This is a genomic window from Yinghuangia sp. YIM S10712, assembly GCF_051388935.1.
GTDB lineage: Bacteria > Actinomycetota > Actinomycetes > Streptomycetales > Streptomycetaceae > Yinghuangia.
This window is the reverse complement of record NZ_JBPKBI010000006.1, coordinates 170137-185537: the sequence shown is the minus strand read 5'-3', so window position 1 is coordinate 185537 and position 15401 is coordinate 170137. Positions and strand designations below refer to the sequence as shown.

Here is a 15401-nt window from a genome sequence, read left to right as displayed (position 1 = left end):
GCGTCGTTTGGTGCCCCGGCAACGATTCCAACATGACAGTTGGCCAGGAGCTCGGCTGGTCCCGGTCGGTCTGGCGGTTCAGCTTGCCCGATCAGCGATGTGCCGATCAAGCACCGGGCCGACGTGTGTCAGCCCGCATCCGCGACTTTTACCGAACGCAACCCCGCCGTTATCCATGGCTCCGGAACCCGCTATCCTCGGCAGCGGATTGCTCTCACCCCCTTGCGAGTGAGGACGCCGGTTCGGGGGACGCGGTTTCACGGCGTCGGCGATTTCCCGGTGCCGCCCCGCCCCGCAGGCCAACCGGACGTTGGGATTCCGCCATTTCGGCGCCCTGCTCGAATGGCGAAATGCGAATCATTTTGTCGCCATGCCGTTTCTCTGTGCTTCCCTGCGTTCCGGGGTTTCCGGCGCAATCTTTATCGACCTGTTAACGGCACTCTGTGATCTTTCCGTCGACTTGTGCTGCTTCTCCGTCGACTCGCTCTGGTCCCTTTGCGTCGCGTTCCGGCGCGAAGGGGGTGGGTCCTTCTCCCGCGTGGTGGCACGCCACCCGTACCTCACCGTACGTCCGGGGCTCCGGCACCTCGACGGTGCACCCCTCGGTCGCGATCAGGCACCGGGGATGATATGCGCAGCCCGGCGGCGGGTCGACCGCGGACGGCACCTCGCCCGTCGACCCCGCGACCGCGTCCGCGGCGCGGGCCGGGCCGGTGCGGGTCAGGTCCGGGTCCGGCACGCTCGCCAGCAGCATCCGCGCGTACGGGTGCGCGGGTGTGTGCAGGACGTGCGACGCGGGGCCGATCTCGACGATGCGCCCCAGATACATGACCGCCGCGCGGTCGGCGAGCCGCCGTGCGACGTCGATCTCGTGGGTGATCACGACGATCGCGAGGTCCAGCTCGTCGCGCAGGCGCAGCAGCAGGTTGACCACGGTCGCCTTCACGCTCGCGTCCAGGCTCGCGGTCGGCTCGTCCAGGACCAGCACACGCGGCACGACGAGCAGCGCTCGGGCCAGCACCATGCGGGCGAGCTCGCCGCCGCTGAGGTCGCGCGGCATGCGGTCCAGGTGCTCCTCGGACAGGCCGACCCGCCGCACGGTCTCCAGCGCGAGACGCTCGCGGGCCGCCTTGTCGGGGGCAAGCCCGTGCACCCGCAGCGGCTGGTGCAGCGCGTGCCTGATGCCGCGGCGGCGGTTGAACGCGGCGCGCGGGTTCTGTGTGACGAGTTGGATCAGGCGCCGGTCGGCGGCGTCGCGCCGGGCGGGCAGTTCGCGCCCGGACGACTCCACGGTCCCGGCGGTCGGTGTGTCGAGGCCCGCGAGGATTCGGGCGACGGTCGACTTGCCGCAGCCGGACTCCCCCACGATGGCGAGGACTTCGCCCGCCGCGACATCGAACGACACGTCCTCCACGGCACGGACGTAGGCGGCCGGGCCGCGCCGGCGCCCGAGTGGGCGCGGGACGGGGAAGTGGCGTTTGAGGTGACGGACCGTCAAAAGTTGTTCGGCATCGATCGGTTCGTTCATGCGGCACCGCTGCGGGTCTCGGGGCGGGGTTCGATGTCCAGGCTCGTGTCCGGGCAGGGGGCCGAGCCGGTGCCCGTCCCGGTGGCGGCGTCCGGGGTGCGGCTCAAAGCGCGGCCGAGGTCGAGCGCGGAGCCGGCGGGCCGCCAGCAGGCCACCGTGGTCGCGCCATGACGGAACGTGTCCGGCATGCGGGTCCGGCACACGTCGGCCACGTCGGGGCAGCGCGGGACGAAGGGGCAGCCGGACAGCAGGTTGGCGCCGTCGGCGGTGCCGGGGATCGGGCGCAGGGGCTCGTCCGGCGGGGTGGTGGAGGGCATCGCTGCGACGAGCGCGCGGGTGTACGGGTGGCGTGGGTGCGCGAAGATGTCGCGTACGGGGGCGGTCTCCACGAGTCGGCCGCCGTACATCACGCCCACACGGTCGCAGATCTGCGCGACCACCGCGAGGTCGTGCGACACGTACAGGACGGCCACACCCAATTCCTCACGCAGCGTCAGGAACAGCTTCAGCACCTGCGCCTGGACTGTGGCGTCCAGGGTCGTGGTGGGTTCGTCGGCCAGCAGCAGGGCCGGCTCGTGGGCCAGCGCGGCGATCGCGATGACGAGGCGCTGGAGTTGGCCGCCCGAGAACGCGCCGGGCAGGTCGCGCGGGCGGTCGAGGACCGCGCCGAGGCCGATGTCGGCGAGCGTCGTGCGCAGCGCGGGGTCGTCGAGGCGGTCGCCCAGGTACCAGCGCAGTTGCCGGCCGACCGGCGTGGTCGGCGCAAGTGACGTCATCGGCTGCTGCGGCACGAGCGCGATGCGGCGCCCTCGGATCCGGCGCAGGTCGCGTTCACGCAGTTTGGCGACGTCGCGGCCCTCGAAGTCGACGGCGCCGGCCGCGACGCGCGCGCTGTCGGGGAGCAGGCCCATGACGGCGGTGCACACGCTGCTCTTGCCGCTGCCGGATTCGCCGACCAGCCCCAGGATCTCGCCGGGCCGCACGTCGAGGGACACGCCGCGCACGGCGGGCACCGGGCCGCGCGGGGACGCGTACGTGACCGACAGGTCGCGGACCCGCAACAGCGCGGCGGGGTCGTGCGGGCTGTCGGCCGCAGGTGCGTCGGCCGGGGCCGAGGCGGCGGAGGGGCCGTCCGGTCCCGATGTCGTGGCCATGCGTACGTTTCCGTCCTTTTTCGACACAGCCCCAGGCTCCCCACCCATCATCGGTCAGCTTGCGGACGCAAGAGTGGCCGGGGTCAGGCGGTGAAGCTCAGTGTCTGCGGTGACAGGCGGCACACCTTGAGCTGGGCCGCGTTGAGCGGGCTCAGCTCGCGGCGCTGGGCGACGACGAGTTCGGGGTGGACCGGCGGGAAGATCACCGCGTCCTCGGCGAGCGCGCGGTCGATCGTCCTGAGGGCGGCGACGCGCTCGGCGCTGTCGGTGGTCTGCCACACCGTGTCGACCGCCTGGTCGACCGCCGGGTTCCGGTAGCCGCACGACAGGACGTTGGTCGACGAAGCCGGGGCCAGCGTCAGGTAGTTCGCGGGTCCGGAGGTGAAGCCGGAGGAGAAGGTGTTCATCAGCATGTCGTATTCGCGCGACAGCCACTTGTTGGACCAAGGCCCGCCGGCCAGTTGCTCGATGGTCACGTCGATGCCGATCTTGGCCCAGCCGGCGACGAGCACTTGCGCGATGTCGCGGATGGTCTGGCCGTTGCCGACGGTCAGCGTGAACGCGCGCTTGCCGGTCGTGGCGCGGGCCAGGTGGTCGCGGGCGCGGGCCAGGTCGGGGGCGGCCGGGTAGACCGCAAGGGCCGGGTCGTATCCGAGTTCGCCGGGGCCGATCGGCCCTTGCCCGGGTGTCCCCTTGCCGCCGTAAACGCGCTGGAGAACACCCTCGCGGTCGGTCGCGAACGCGATGGCCTTGCGGAACTCCGGGTCGCTGAACGGCTCGCGCTGCATCATGACGTACGTCAGCACATCGAGGGGCGCGATCGTGGAGACGACCGCGACGCCTTTCTCCGCGGCCAGCGCCGACACCGTGGACTGCGCGGGCGAGGTGACGAGGTCGACCTTGCCCTGCTTGAGGCTGACCGCGCGCGTGTTGCCGTCGGTGAAGACGGTGTACTCCATGCCCGCGAACGCCGCGCCGCCCGGCCGGTCGGCGAACGGGGCGCGGTACTGGCCGCCGTGGTAGCGGTCGAACTTCGACATCGTGAAGCTCTGGCCCGCGACGTAGCCGTCGAGTTTGTACGGCCCGGTCCCCATCATCGTGTCCTTGCGCGACACGAAGTCCCTGTGGGTGACCGGGAGGTTCGTCAGGTGCGAGCGCAGCAGGCCGTACGGCTTGCCCAGCACGATGCGCACGCTCCGCGCATCGACCTTCTCGCAGCGCGAGACGTACCCGAGCATGTACGTGATCCACTCGCTGCCCGCCGACATGTCGAGCATGTGGTTGAGCGTGGCGACCACGTCATCGGCGGTGAACGGGTCTCCGTTGTGCCAGAAGACGCGGTCCTTCAGGCGGATGGTCCAGGCGAGTCGGTCGGCGGAGACCTCGGGCTCGCCCTCGGCGAGGAGGGGGACGGACGCGAGTTGGTCGTCGTACGCGTACAGGCTCTCCATGACGGGCTCGGCGATCCACCGGGTCACCTCGGAGCCGGAGTCGAGCGGGTTCAGGTTGCTGGGCGCCGACGCGACGCCGATGCGCAGGATGCCGTCGCGGTGGCGTTCGGTGACGCGTTCGCCGGAGTCGGACGAACTGCACGCGGTGAGCAGGCCGGTGCCGGCGGCGGCGAGGCCGGCGGCCATGCCGAGGAAGCCGCGGCGGCTCGGGCCGGTGCCCGAAACGCGGGCGGCGGTGCCGTCGGGGTCGGCGGGTCCCGTGCGGGCTCTCCACGCTCCGGGCGTCACGTCGTCTCCTCCATCGTGTCCGTCGTGGCTGTCGCGCCTGTCGCGCTTGCCGTGCTTATCGTGCTTGCCGGCTTGCCGTGCTTGCCGTACCTGTCGTGCCTGTCATACCTGTCGGGCCTGTCGCGTCTGTCATGGCGGTGCCTGCCCGGTGCGTCGCGGCGGCCGGGTGCGCGCCGGAAGGATCGGTCTTGCGACCGGAACGCGCCGGTCGGTGCGGGTGGTTCCGGTCGCGGTCGGCGTAGGCCTCGCCGAGCAGGTTGAAGCCCAGGATGCCGGACACCAGGACCGCGCCCGGCAGCGCGGCGTACCACCATGCGTCGCCCAGGAGTTGGCCGCCGGCGTCGGCGACCAGGTTGCCGAGTGTCGGGTGCGGCGCCGGGACGCCGAGCCCGAGGAAGCTGAGTCCGCCCTCGGCGAAGACCGCGATGGCCATCGCGAGGAAGGCCTGCCCGAGCACCGGCGGCATGACGTTGACCAGGACCTCGCGGAAGAGGATCTCGCGCGGCGGGACACCGAGTCCGCGCAGATTGGCGACGTAGTCCTCGCGCATCTCCACGACCGTCGCGGCGCGCGCCACCCGTGCGAAGTACGGCACGAAGCCGATGCCGATCGCGAGGGCGACACGCACTCCGTTGCCGACGGTCACCGGGCCCCAGTGCATGTCCTTGGTGCCGATCAGCCCGATGACGAACATCACGAAGATGAACTGCGGGAGGGCCTGCACGCTTTCGACCGTGCGCATCAGGAAACCGTCGAGCCGGCCTCCGTGGCGGTAGCCGGCCAGGACTCCGACGGCGGTGCCGGCCACGACCGCGAAGCCGATTGCGGTCACGCTGATCCACAGCGACGTCCACGCGCCCTCGGCGGTCCGCGCGAGCAGGTCGCGGCCCAGGTGGTCGGTGCCGAACGGATGCTCGGCGGAAGGCGGTTCGAGGCCGAGTTCGACCAGTTCGGTCGGGCTGCCGTGCAGGCGGCCGACGGTGGCGACGAGGAGGTACGCGACGACCAGGACCAGGCCGGTCCAGCCGAACCAGCCCAGCCGGCCGAGGGCGCGCAGATGTCGCGGGGTTCTCCGGCTGCGTGCGAGGTCTCGGTCAGTCACAGGCGAGCCCCTGCCGGGTCCGGGGGTCCACGACGAGGTAGAGCACGTCGACGAGCAGGTTGAGGACCAGGAAGATCGCCGCGGTCGCGACACAGCCGCCCAACGCGAGCTGGTAGTCCTCGCGTTGGAAGGCCGTGACCATCAGTTGGCCCAGGCCGGGGATCTGGAACACATTCTCGACCAGCACGGTGCCGGACAGCAGGCCGCCAATGAGCACGCCGGCGACGGTGAGCGTCGGCACGACCGCGCCGCGCAGCGCGACCCGGCGCAGCACCTGCATGGGTGTGGCGCCCATCGCCCGGGCGAAGGCGACGTGGTCGGACGCGTACGCCTCGACCAGGCCGCCGCGCAGCGACCGGGTGATCATGGCGAACGCGGCGAGGCCGAGCACGACTGCGGGCAGCAGCAGGACTTGCACGTTGCGTACCGGGTCGTCGGAGAACCTGACGAACCCTCCCGCGCCGGGCAGGTAGTCGGGGTTGTCGACGGTGACGAGGAGCACCACGGCGAGCCAGTATCCGGGCAGCGACATCGCGACGACGGTGACGACGCGGGTGACCCGGTCGACCGCGCGGCCTTGGCGCAGCGCCGACCAGGTGCCGAGGACCACCGCGGGCACCCCGGCCACCAGAGCGGCCAGGAAACCGAGTTCGAGGGAGACCGGCAGCGCGCGGCCGACCTGGTCGGCGACGGGCGAGCCGTCGTAGAGGGAGACCCCGAAGTCGCCGGTCGGCAGGCCGCCGATGTAGTCGGCGTACTGCACGACGAGGGGCCGGTCGAGGCCCATCCGGTGTTCGACCGCGGCGCGCGCGGCGGGGTCGGCGGCGACCTGCGGGGCGAGTTGGTTGACGGGCGAGACCGGCGAGGCGTGCAGCAGCAGGAACATCGCGGTGACCACGGCGAACATCACCACGAGCACGCCGAGGGCGCGCCGCAGGATGTATACCGCCATGTTCCGCTCCTGGTGGGTTGTTGCGAACGCCCGGGCCGGCCGCGACCCGGCGTGCGACTATCCCACCCCACCGCCGGTTCGGGCGGGACGGCGGGTCAGCCGTCGGTGCGCCAGCGGTCCATCTCGGCGCCGAGGTCGCGCAGGACGGCGCTGTTGATCTCGTACGCGACCAGCACCTCGGCGATGATGCGCTCCCGCTCGTCGGCGTCCCACGGCGCGTTGTCGAGTGAGGCGCGGTAGGCCTGCTTGAAGGCGTCGAGGTCGCCGACCGCCCGGAAGTTGTAGAACTCGGTGCCGTCGTGTCCGTCGAGGCCGAAGTGACGGCGCATCAGCTTGGCGATGTGCTGGCCGCCGGACATGTCGCCGAGGTAGCGCGTGTAGTGGTGGGCGACGTAGCCGCCGGGCCAGTCGAAGCAGGTCTCGCGCAGTCGTTCGATGTAGCGGACGGTGGCGGGGTTGGCCGGGTACTTGTCCTGCCAGCCGTCGCCGGCCAGGAAGCGCATGTCGGCGTCCAGGGCCTGCATGCGGTCCAGGGCCTCGGGACAGAAGGGCGCGGCGACCGCGTTCCCGCGCATCACGGCGGACGCTTGTTCGAGGACTTCGTACGCCCAGTAGTGCTGGGCGACCATCGCGGTGTAGCCGTCGCGGGTGAGGCCGCCGCGCATCAGGACGTCGAGGAACCCCTCCCCTTCGGCGCTCTGGTGGCTGCCCCAGGAGCGTCGGCGAATGGCCGCGGAGAACGTCTCTTCGGCTGTCTCGGTGGTCTCTGCGGTCTTCGTCGTGGTCATCCTGACTCCCTTAAGCAGGGCTGCCCGAGAGCGGCGTGGATACGACAGATCGGTGCGGCGTGGGGGCCGCACGGTGTTCGGGGCGGGCTCGGCGGACCGGGCGGTACGACAAGCTGCCGATCCGCAGTCTGGGCGGCTCCGTGCGTCGCCGTCAAGATCTTGCCGACATCCTGTCGGTACGTTTGTCGGACGTACATTCGGCCGTCGGCAGGCGGGACGAACACCCTTTGGCAGGGGGGGTCGCGCAGGGCCACCCACCCGCCGGGCGCGGCGTTTCTGAGGGTACCCTAACCTGCACATCGCGATACGCCCGTTCCTCCGCCGCTGACCTGGGAGTCAAGCCACGTGACCACTCTCCGCACCCGCCGCGGGACAGCGGCCGGGGCCCTCGCCGTCCTCAGCCTGCTGCTCGCGTGGCTCGTCACCGGCGCGGCCCCGGCGCACGCCGCAACCGCGGCCATCACGGTGTCCAAGAGCACCGGCCTCAACCCGGACGGCGAGCTGGTCACGGTGACCGGCACGGGCTTCGTCCCCGGCATCAGCCTCTTCGTGACCGTGTGCGACCCGGGCAAGCCGGCCGGTGCCGCGTGCGACGGGCTCAACTACAAGATCGCGCCGGTCGACGCCGCGGGGAACTTCACCGTCGAGGTCAAGGCCGCCGCGAAATTCGGCAACACCGACTGCCTCACGACCCCCTGCGCGTTCCAGACCAGTCGCGTCGGCATGGGCAAGGACCGTACGCAGGAAGCGAGCGCCGCGATCAACTTCACCGGCGGCGTCCCGGCCTCGCTGCCGACCAAGCCCCAGGAGAACGCCGGCCCGCCCGGCGGCGTGACGACGATGCCGTCCGTCGCGACGGACACCGCAACCGTCGGGCCCGAGGCCGCCGGCGGGGAAGGCGCCCAGGACGACGACGGCGACGGCTCGTCGACCGGCATCATCATCGGCGTGGTCGCCGGAGTCGTGGTGGTCGGCGGAGGTGCGGCGTTCCTCGTCGTGCGCCGCCGGTCCGCGGCCTGACGACGCACACCTGCGCACGCCCCACCGACCCAGCCGGAGAATCGCCATGACCAGCCCGTCGTCAGCCAACCCGTTCGGACCGGACGTCGTCGCCGCGATCACGCGGCACATGAACGACGACCACCCCGACGACAACCTTTTGATCGTCCGCGCCCTGGGCCGGGAGGATTCCGCGACCTCGGCACGCATGAGCGGCCTGGACGGGCTCGGTGCCGACTTCGTCGCGGTGGTCGGCGGGGCCGAGAAGAACGTCCGGATCCCGTGGGGACGGGAGTTGACCGAGCGCCGCGAGGTGCGCGTCGAGGTCGTCCGCATGTACCACGAGGCGTGCGCGGCTCTCGGGATCACACCGCGCGGCGAGGCTGAGCACTGAGGGGGCGCCACGCCACCGGCGGGCGGAAGACCGGCACGGCACCCACGGCACCCACAGCACCCACGGCTCCCGGTGGCGGACCGCGGTGACGGTGTGTCGGCCGTCGCCTTCGCGGCCGGCCGCTCCACGATCTGTGTCGCCGCGGCGGTGTGGCCTGCGCCACTTTCCCGCCCGTCGAGGAATTTCGGTCGGGGTGCCGATAGTTGCGCCCGGTTGCCGCGCGGATGCTGCGCTCTTGTCGTTCCTGCTCCTCCTGCGGCTCTTTCGGTGCGCGTCGTTGCCCCCCCCGCACCGCTGCACCGCCGCACCGCCGCAACCGTCCGCCGACGACTTTGGAGCCCGCCCCATGCCGACATCCGGCCGCTCACGTCTGCCCGACCTCAACCAGAAGGTGGTCGTCGGCGCGGTCTTCGTGGCCGCGATGTTCGTCAACATCCTCGACATCACGATCGTCAACGTCGCACTCCCGGCGATCGGTGAGGACTTCGACGTCAGCCCGTCCGAACTCGGCACGGTCTCCGTGGGCTACCTCGTCAGCCTCGCGGTGTTCATACCCGCGTCCGGCTGGCTCGGGGACCGCTTCGGCGGCAAGCGCGTCTTCCTCACCGCGCTGACGATCTTCACCATCGCCTCGGTTTTGTGCGGACTCGCGCAGAACGTCGACCAGTTGGTGCTGTTCCGGGTTCTCCAGGGCGTCGGCGGCGGTCTGCTGACGCCCGTCGGCATGGCGATGATGTTCCGCGTCTTCCCGCCCGAGGAGCGCGTGCGCGCGTCACGCGTCCTGATGGTCCCCACGGCACTCGCCCCCGCCCTGGGCCCGGTCCTGGGCGGCCTGCTCGTCGACAAGGTGTCGTGGCACTGGGTCTTCTTCATCAACCTGCCGGTCGGCGCGGTCGCGCTGGTCTTCGGCCTGCTCTTCCTGAAGGAACACCGCGAGCCGAGCGCGGGCCGCTTCGACGTGCCCGGGTTCCTGCTGGCGGGCCTCGGCTTCGCGTCCCTGATGTACGCGCTCAGCGAAGGCAGCGCGAAGGGCTGGGGCACACCGCTCATCCTCGGCACCGGCAGCGCCGGGGTGGTGCTGCTCAGCGTGATGGTCTGGTACGAACTCCTGCGCGCCCCGGCGCCGATCCTGCGCCTCCGCCTGTTCAAGGACCGCCTGTTCGCGAGCACCAACACGGTGATGCTGCTGTCCGCCGGCGGCTTCCTCGGCCTGCTGTACGCGTACCCGCTCATGTGCCAGAACGCCTTCGGCTGGTCCGCGCTCAAGACCGGGCTGCTGACCTTCCCCGAGGCGTTGGGCGTGATGATCACCTCGCAGGTCGTCACGCGCGTCTACCCGAAGGTCGGGCCGCGCCGCCTGATGGTCGGGGGCCTGCTCGGCATAGCGTCGGCGGCGGTCATGCTCAGCTTCACCGACGAGAACACCCCCTCGGTCGCCTTCGTCGCGATCCTTTTCTTCACCGGTGTCTCGCTGGCGTTCGGCATGGTCCCCCTGCAAGCCGCGGCCTTCGCCAAGACCGCACCGGCCGACAACGGCGCCGCGTCGACGCTGTTCAACACGATGCGCCAGCTCGGTTCCGCCCTGGGTGTCGCGATCCTGAGCACGGTCATCGCGGCCGTCGGGGCGTTCCACACCGGTCCCGACGGTGTCCGGACCCCGAACCTGGACGCCTACCGCGCCGCGTTCTGGGCCGCGGCCGGCATCGCGGTGCTGGCCGCGCTGGTGTCGCTGACCATCCGCGACAAGGACGCCGAGTCGACGATGCGCAAGGTCGCCCCGACGACGACCCCCGAGCCGGAGTCGGTCACCGCCTGAGCAAAGCATCGCGATGTAGTCGCCCCTGACCGGTCCCGTTGCCGAGCAGGAGCCATCCAAGGGTCATCGGAACATGCGAAAGCCCGTGACAGGCACGGGCTTTCGCGCATCCCGATGCTCAGCTCCAGAACTCGTCGATCCTGTCGATGTCCTCGACGCACTCGTCGACATCGGAGAACTTGCCGCCGACGATCGTGAAGAACAGCGCGCCGCGTTCGTCCATCGCACGGCTTTGGCGCGCGGCGGCGAACCGGTGCACGGAGATCGCGTGCCCGCGGCCGTCGGCCATGACGGTCTCCAGTTCGACGCGGATGGTGCCGCCGGTCTCCTCGTGCATGCGCCGGTACAGGTCCAGCACGTTGTCGCGACCCTTGAAGTGCCCCGCCATAGCGGTCGACCCGGGCGCGTGGTGCGTGCAGTCGCCGGTCATGAGGCTTCCCAGCGTCTCCATGTCACCGCGCGTGAACGCATCGTATCCGCGGCGGACCAGTTCGGTATCCGGATGGGCAGTCATGGCATTTCACCCGTTTCATTGGTATTTGCCTGACTCTTTCCAGAGTGGTCACCGCCCGGCGTTCGGACAAGGCCGCTCCGCACCCGTTCGCCAATCGTTCACGACAAGATCAATCGGTGGTATTGGCGCGCTCCATACGGAAGCGTATGGTTCTCAGTCCGCGGGAGGCCGCTTCTCTCCGCGGCTTCCCCGCGACCCCGTGACGTCCGCCTGAAGGAGTACTGGCCGATGCCCAGACGAGCTGTACGCGTGGCCTCCTGTGCCGCCGTCGCCTGCGCCACCGCGTTCGCGGTCGGAACCGCCGGAGCCGCCCCGCAATCCGACGACAAGAGCGCGCAGCCGAAGCCCCTGAACATCCTGCTCACCAACGACGACGGCTGGCGCGGCGCCAACGGCTCGGACACACCGTTCATCGTGACGCTCCGCGACGCCCTCAAGGCCGCCGGCCACAACGTCGTCGTGGTCGCGGCCGGCACCGACCAGAGCGGCCAGGGCGGGCGCATCAGCCAACCGCCGACCAAGCTCGAACTGGCCAACCCCGAGCCGGATGTGTGGACGCTGACGCCCGGATCGCCGTCCGACGCCGTGTACTTCGGCCTCGACGAGATCTTCGCCGGCGAAAAGCCCGACCTCGTCATCTCCGGCATGAACCCCGGCACCAACTACGGCGCGCTCATCAACCACTCCGGAACGGTCAACGCCGCCCTCACCGCGCTGGAATTCGACGTCCCGTCGGTGGCGATCAGCCTCGCGACCGACCCGCGCAACTGGCCGGAAGGCATCAACCACAGCGGGGGCCCGGCCGCCACATACGTCACGAACCTGGTCAAGCAGCTCCAGGACAAGTCGCGGCGCGGACAACTCATCCCCGAGGGCGTCGCGCTCAACGTCAACTACCCGCTCGTCCCCGGCCCGGTCGACCCCGCCACGGGCAAGCCCGGCTCGGTGCTGCCGCCCAAGGGCACGAAGGCGACCTCCGTCGCGGAAGGCCCCTTCCTCACGCCGGACTACATTCCCGTGAACGGCGAGGGCGGCCGGCCGGGCACCTACACCATCGGCTTGAGCGCCAACACGGAAGCCGCCCCGGGCACCGACGTCCGCACGGTCACCGACGGCTACGTCAGCGTCTCCGCACTGGAGGACGACCACGACGTGGACGTGTCCACCTCGTCCTGGCTGCGCGACCTGACCCGCCGGCTCCGCTGACCGAGCCGCCGCGGATCACGGGACGGCCCGCCGGTGCGGCGGGCCGTCCCGGCCGTCTGTCGGTCGATCTCGTTGAGCTTGCCCGGTCCCGCGGCTCCCGCGCGCTGCCACCTCCCGGCACGAAACTCGGACATGCGCCGGCGCGCGAGCTACTTTGAGGCCAGACGATTTGCCGACCACGGGACGCAGGAACCGAGGTCAGTCGCGATACGGGTCGGTGTATGGCGGCATGCCGCGGACGACCTCGGTGAGGATCGGTGTCATGGCCGGTCCCGGCAGGTAGTGGCGAGCGCGGGCGTTGCCTTCAGGCTGGAGCCATTTGGCGCGGACGAGTTCACGAAGGTCACGCATGGCGGTTTGGTCGGCGAGTTCCGCGTCGTGCTGGTAGACGCTGCGCCGAACACGCCCGCCGAAGACGGCCGGCATGAGGGCGTACACAACGCGTTCGTCGAAGCCTTCGCGAGCGGTCGCCTCCGCCAGGGACACCCATACACGCGCGTACGAGTCGAATCGGCGCTGTGCCATCTGGGCTTGTCGGTGGTGGGCGCGTAGGCAGAACCGGATCCACGGGTGGGTGTCCCGCTCGGGCGACCAGACTGGACCACCGACTTCGGCGAGGACGTTGTAGTAGGCGTACGTGTTCTGGCCGGCTCCGAGCCATTCCTCGATGGAGGAAAACACGGCCGGCATGAGCGCTTCTCGCGCGAATACCAGGGTGGACAGGGCGCGCGACATGCGTCCGTTGCCGTCGTGCCAAGGGTGGATGTTGACCAGGTTGAGATGGGCCATTGACGCGCGCACGTGCACAGGCGCGTCCAGGTCACCCTCGTTGAGCCAGGCGATCAACTCGTCCATCAGGTCCGGCACCTGATCCGCGCCGGGGGCCGTATACGCGGCGACGATCGGGTCATCCGGCGACGTGACATACACCGGCCGGGTACGCCACCGGCCGGGCCGCTTGTCGAGGTGATGCCCTTGCACCATGAAGTGCAGGGCGTTGATCAGTCCGGCGTCGTATCGGAACCACGTCCCGGCGTCGGACAGGGCCTGGATGTAGGTCATCGCCCGTCGATAGCCCTCAATCTCGGCGCGCGTGGCGTCGGACGTCTCGACCGGTTCCTCGCCCTCGAGAAGTGCCTCGACATCGTCGATGGTCGCGGCGTAGCCCTCGATGGTGTTCGACCCAACAATGGCCCGCGCGGTCAGGTTTCGTCGCAACTGGCCGGTCCACTGTGCTCCTGGACGCAACTGATGACGCAGGGCGTCACGCATGGTCGCGATCTCATCAAGGGCACGACGGTCGCGGTCATCCAAATCAGGCATCCGATAGAGCATGCAGTTATTAAACCATCATCACTTACGCTTCCAACTTATGGTTTCCACTCAGGTTCGAAGGCGTCTCGCGGTGCAGCCCTCGTCGACCCGGCCGTCGGGGCGGCAGGTACCGTCGCTGAGATTGGTGGCGCGTGGACGGAGAGAAATGGGCAGCACGAACGTGGTCTGGCACGGCAGCGGCATAGGGCGTGCGGACCGGCCCGGGCGGGGGGCGACGGTGTGGTTCACGGGGCTGTCCGGGTCGGGGAAGTCGACGGTTTCCGTGGTGGCGGAGCGGCTGCTGGTGGCGCGGGGAATCGTGGCGTACCGGCTGGACGGGGACAACCTGCGCCACGGGCTCAACGCCGATCTCGGGTTCGGGGAGGCGGACCGGACCGAGAACATCCGCCGTGTGAGCGAGGTGGCCCGGCTGTTCGCGGACGCCGGCGTGGTCGCGCTGGTGCCGGTGATCAGCCCGTACCGCGCGGACCGCGACCGCGCACGTGCGCTGCACGAGCAGGACGGGCTGCCGTTCCTGGAATGCTTCGTCGACACCCCCATCGAGGAGTGCGAGCGGCGCGACCCGAAGGGGTTGTACGCCAAGGCGCGCGCGGGCGAGATCCGCGACTTCACGGGGATCGACGCGCCCTACGAGGCACCGTCGAAGCCGGAGCTGCGGCTGACCCCGGAGGACGGCGACCCGGAGGCGCAGGCCGCGCGCCTGGTCGCGGAGCTGGACCGGTTGCTGGGCTGAGCGTCCCCGCGTCGCGCGCCTGCCGCCCTCGGCGGCGCCCGGATGTGGCCGGCCACCTTTATTGACGGAAAGTCAGCGCCGGCCTGGACACCCGCGACGGGCATGCAGCAGGATCCGTGGCGAACCGTGCGGCCGGCTCCGAGGGGGAACTGTGGGATACGACCTGCCCGGCAAGGTCGCTGTCGTCACCGGGGGCGCGTCCGGGATCGGGTACGCCACCGCCCGCGCGCTCCGCGGCGCGGGTGCGCAGGTGGTGATCGCCGACATCGACGAACGGGCGGGCGGGAAGGCCGCGGACGATCTCGGCGCGACGTTCGCCACGCTCGACGTCACCTCGCCCGCCTCGTGGCAGCGGCTCGTGGAGACCGTCACCAAGGTCCACGGCGGCATCGACATCGGTTTCCTCAACGCCGGCGTCTCCGGCGGCACCCCCATCGCCTCGCTCACCGACGCCGACTACCGGCGCATCATGGCGATCAACGTCGACGGCGTCGTGTTCGGCGCCCGCGCACTGGTCGGGCCGCTCGAACGACGCGGCGGCGGGCGGATCGTGGCGACGTCGTCGCTGGCCGGCCTGGTGGCGCTGCCGAAGGACCCCGTCTACACCGCGAGCAAGCACGCGGTCGTCGGCTTGGTGCGCGCCCTGGCCCCGGACCTCGCGGAACGCGGCATCACGATCCATGCGATATGCCCCGGCCTCACCGACACTCCCCTGCTCGACGGCGCCAAGGCGTACCTGGAGGAGCAGGGCATGCCGCTGCTGCGCCCCGAGGACATCGCCGCGGCGGTTCTGGGGTGTCTGGCCGGGGACGAGACCGGCCATGCGTGGGTCGTGCAGGCCGGGCGCGAGCCGATCGCTTACCGGTTCCGGGGCGTGCCGGGGCCGGCGGGCGGGGTGAAGCCGCCGGAGGGGTTCCGCGACCCGAAGATCTGAGCGTCGGGGACTGGTCCGTTCGGGTCATTTCCGTGGAGTCGAAGACCACCCGATGGGGTGGTCTTCGGGAAATCAGGTGCTTCGGCGCGTGGCGGGGAGTTAACTGGTTCGCCCAGTCTCACCCCCGTCCACCAACACCCCCACGAGCAGAGGTCGGCATTTGACGTCTCCCCTTGTGATCAAGGGTGATCAAGGGGACCCCCACGG

At 70.5% G+C, this 15401-nt stretch carries 14 protein-coding genes; 6 read left to right on the top strand and 8 right to left on the bottom strand.

Annotation, left to right across the window (positions count from 1 at the left end):
* Positions 1-430: 430 nt before the first annotated feature.
* From ACRX5W_RS15875 to ACRX5W_RS15850, 6 genes are all read right to left on the bottom strand, one after another.
* On the bottom strand, positions 431-1528 hold the full coding sequence (locus ACRX5W_RS15875; protein ID WP_436788776.1) for an oligopeptide/dipeptide ABC transporter ATP-binding protein: 1098 nt from the start codon (positions 1526-1528) through the stop codon (positions 431-433).
* Positions 1525-2682, bottom strand: a complete 1158-nt coding sequence (locus ACRX5W_RS15870) for an ABC transporter ATP-binding protein (RefSeq protein ID WP_436788775.1) — start codon at positions 2680-2682, stop codon at positions 1525-1527. The genes ACRX5W_RS15875 and ACRX5W_RS15870 overlap by 4 nt, the downstream gene beginning before the upstream one ends.
* A gap of 83 nt (positions 2683-2765) precedes the next feature.
* The gene (locus tag ACRX5W_RS15865) at positions 2766-4421 is read right to left on the bottom strand and encodes an ABC transporter substrate-binding protein (protein ID WP_436788774.1); all 1656 of its coding nucleotides are present in this window, start codon (positions 4419-4421) and stop codon (positions 2766-2768) included.
* 55 nt (positions 4422-4476) lie between these two features.
* Positions 4477-5523: an ABC transporter permease gene (locus tag ACRX5W_RS15860; RefSeq protein WP_436788773.1), complete on the bottom strand. Its 1047-nt coding sequence runs from the start codon at positions 5521-5523 to the stop codon at positions 4477-4479.
* On the bottom strand, positions 5516-6475 hold the full coding sequence (locus ACRX5W_RS15855) for an ABC transporter permease (RefSeq protein WP_436788772.1): 960 nt from the start codon (positions 6473-6475) through the stop codon (positions 5516-5518). Before ACRX5W_RS15855 ends, ACRX5W_RS15860 begins: the two co-directional genes overlap by 8 nt.
* A gap of 95 nt (positions 6476-6570) precedes the next feature.
* Positions 6571-7263 (bottom strand): heme oxygenase (biliverdin-producing), encoded by a 693-nt coding sequence (locus tag ACRX5W_RS15850; protein ID WP_436788771.1) that lies wholly within the window; start codon positions 7261-7263, stop codon positions 6571-6573.
* A 345-nt stretch (positions 7264-7608) separates the two neighbouring features.
* On the opposite strand from ACRX5W_RS15850, the gene ACRX5W_RS15845 reads away from it, so the two are divergent.
* The 3 genes from ACRX5W_RS15845 (at position 7609) to ACRX5W_RS15835 (ending at position 10472) form a co-directional block, all read left to right on the top strand.
* Entirely contained in the window at positions 7609-8283 is a 675-nt protein-coding gene (locus tag ACRX5W_RS15845) for a neocarzinostatin apoprotein domain-containing protein (protein ID WP_436788770.1), read from the top strand.
* A 46-nt stretch (positions 8284-8329) separates the two neighbouring features.
* Positions 8330-8656: a DUF2470 domain-containing protein gene (locus ACRX5W_RS15840; protein WP_436788769.1), complete on the top strand. Its 327-nt coding sequence runs from the start codon at positions 8330-8332 to the stop codon at positions 8654-8656.
* Between the two features lie 346 nt (positions 8657-9002).
* Complete coding sequence (locus ACRX5W_RS15835; protein WP_436788768.1) at positions 9003-10472, top strand: MDR family MFS transporter; 1470 nt, start codon at positions 9003-9005, stop codon at positions 10470-10472.
* Positions 10473-10590: 118 nt separating this feature from the next.
* On the opposite strand, the gene ACRX5W_RS15830 is transcribed toward ACRX5W_RS15835, so the two are convergent.
* Positions 10591-10986 (bottom strand): nuclear transport factor 2 family protein, encoded by a 396-nt coding sequence (locus ACRX5W_RS15830; RefSeq protein ID WP_436788767.1) that lies wholly within the window; start codon positions 10984-10986, stop codon positions 10591-10593.
* A gap of 228 nt (positions 10987-11214) precedes the next feature.
* Here ACRX5W_RS15830 and surE point away from each other — a divergent pair, with 228 nt between their 5' ends.
* Positions 11215-12192, top strand: coding sequence for a 5'/3'-nucleotidase SurE (gene surE / locus ACRX5W_RS15825; protein WP_436788766.1), 978 nt, complete (start codon positions 11215-11217; stop codon positions 12190-12192).
* A 198-nt stretch (positions 12193-12390) separates the two neighbouring features.
* On the opposite strand, the gene ACRX5W_RS15820 is transcribed toward surE, so the two are convergent.
* A complete protein-coding gene (locus ACRX5W_RS15820) occupies positions 12391-13515 on the bottom strand; it encodes a Fic family protein (RefSeq protein WP_436788765.1) in 1125 nt (374 codons plus the stop codon).
* Positions 13516-13672: 157 nt separating this feature from the next.
* On the opposite strand from ACRX5W_RS15820, the gene cysC reads away from it, so the two are divergent.
* Entirely contained in the window at positions 13673-14260 is a 588-nt protein-coding gene (cysC, locus tag ACRX5W_RS15815; RefSeq protein WP_436788764.1) for an adenylyl-sulfate kinase, read from the top strand.
* Between the two features lie 151 nt (positions 14261-14411).
* Entirely contained in the window at positions 14412-15194 is a 783-nt protein-coding gene (locus ACRX5W_RS15810) for an SDR family NAD(P)-dependent oxidoreductase (protein WP_436788763.1), read from the top strand.
* Positions 15195-15401 lie beyond the last annotated feature (207 nt).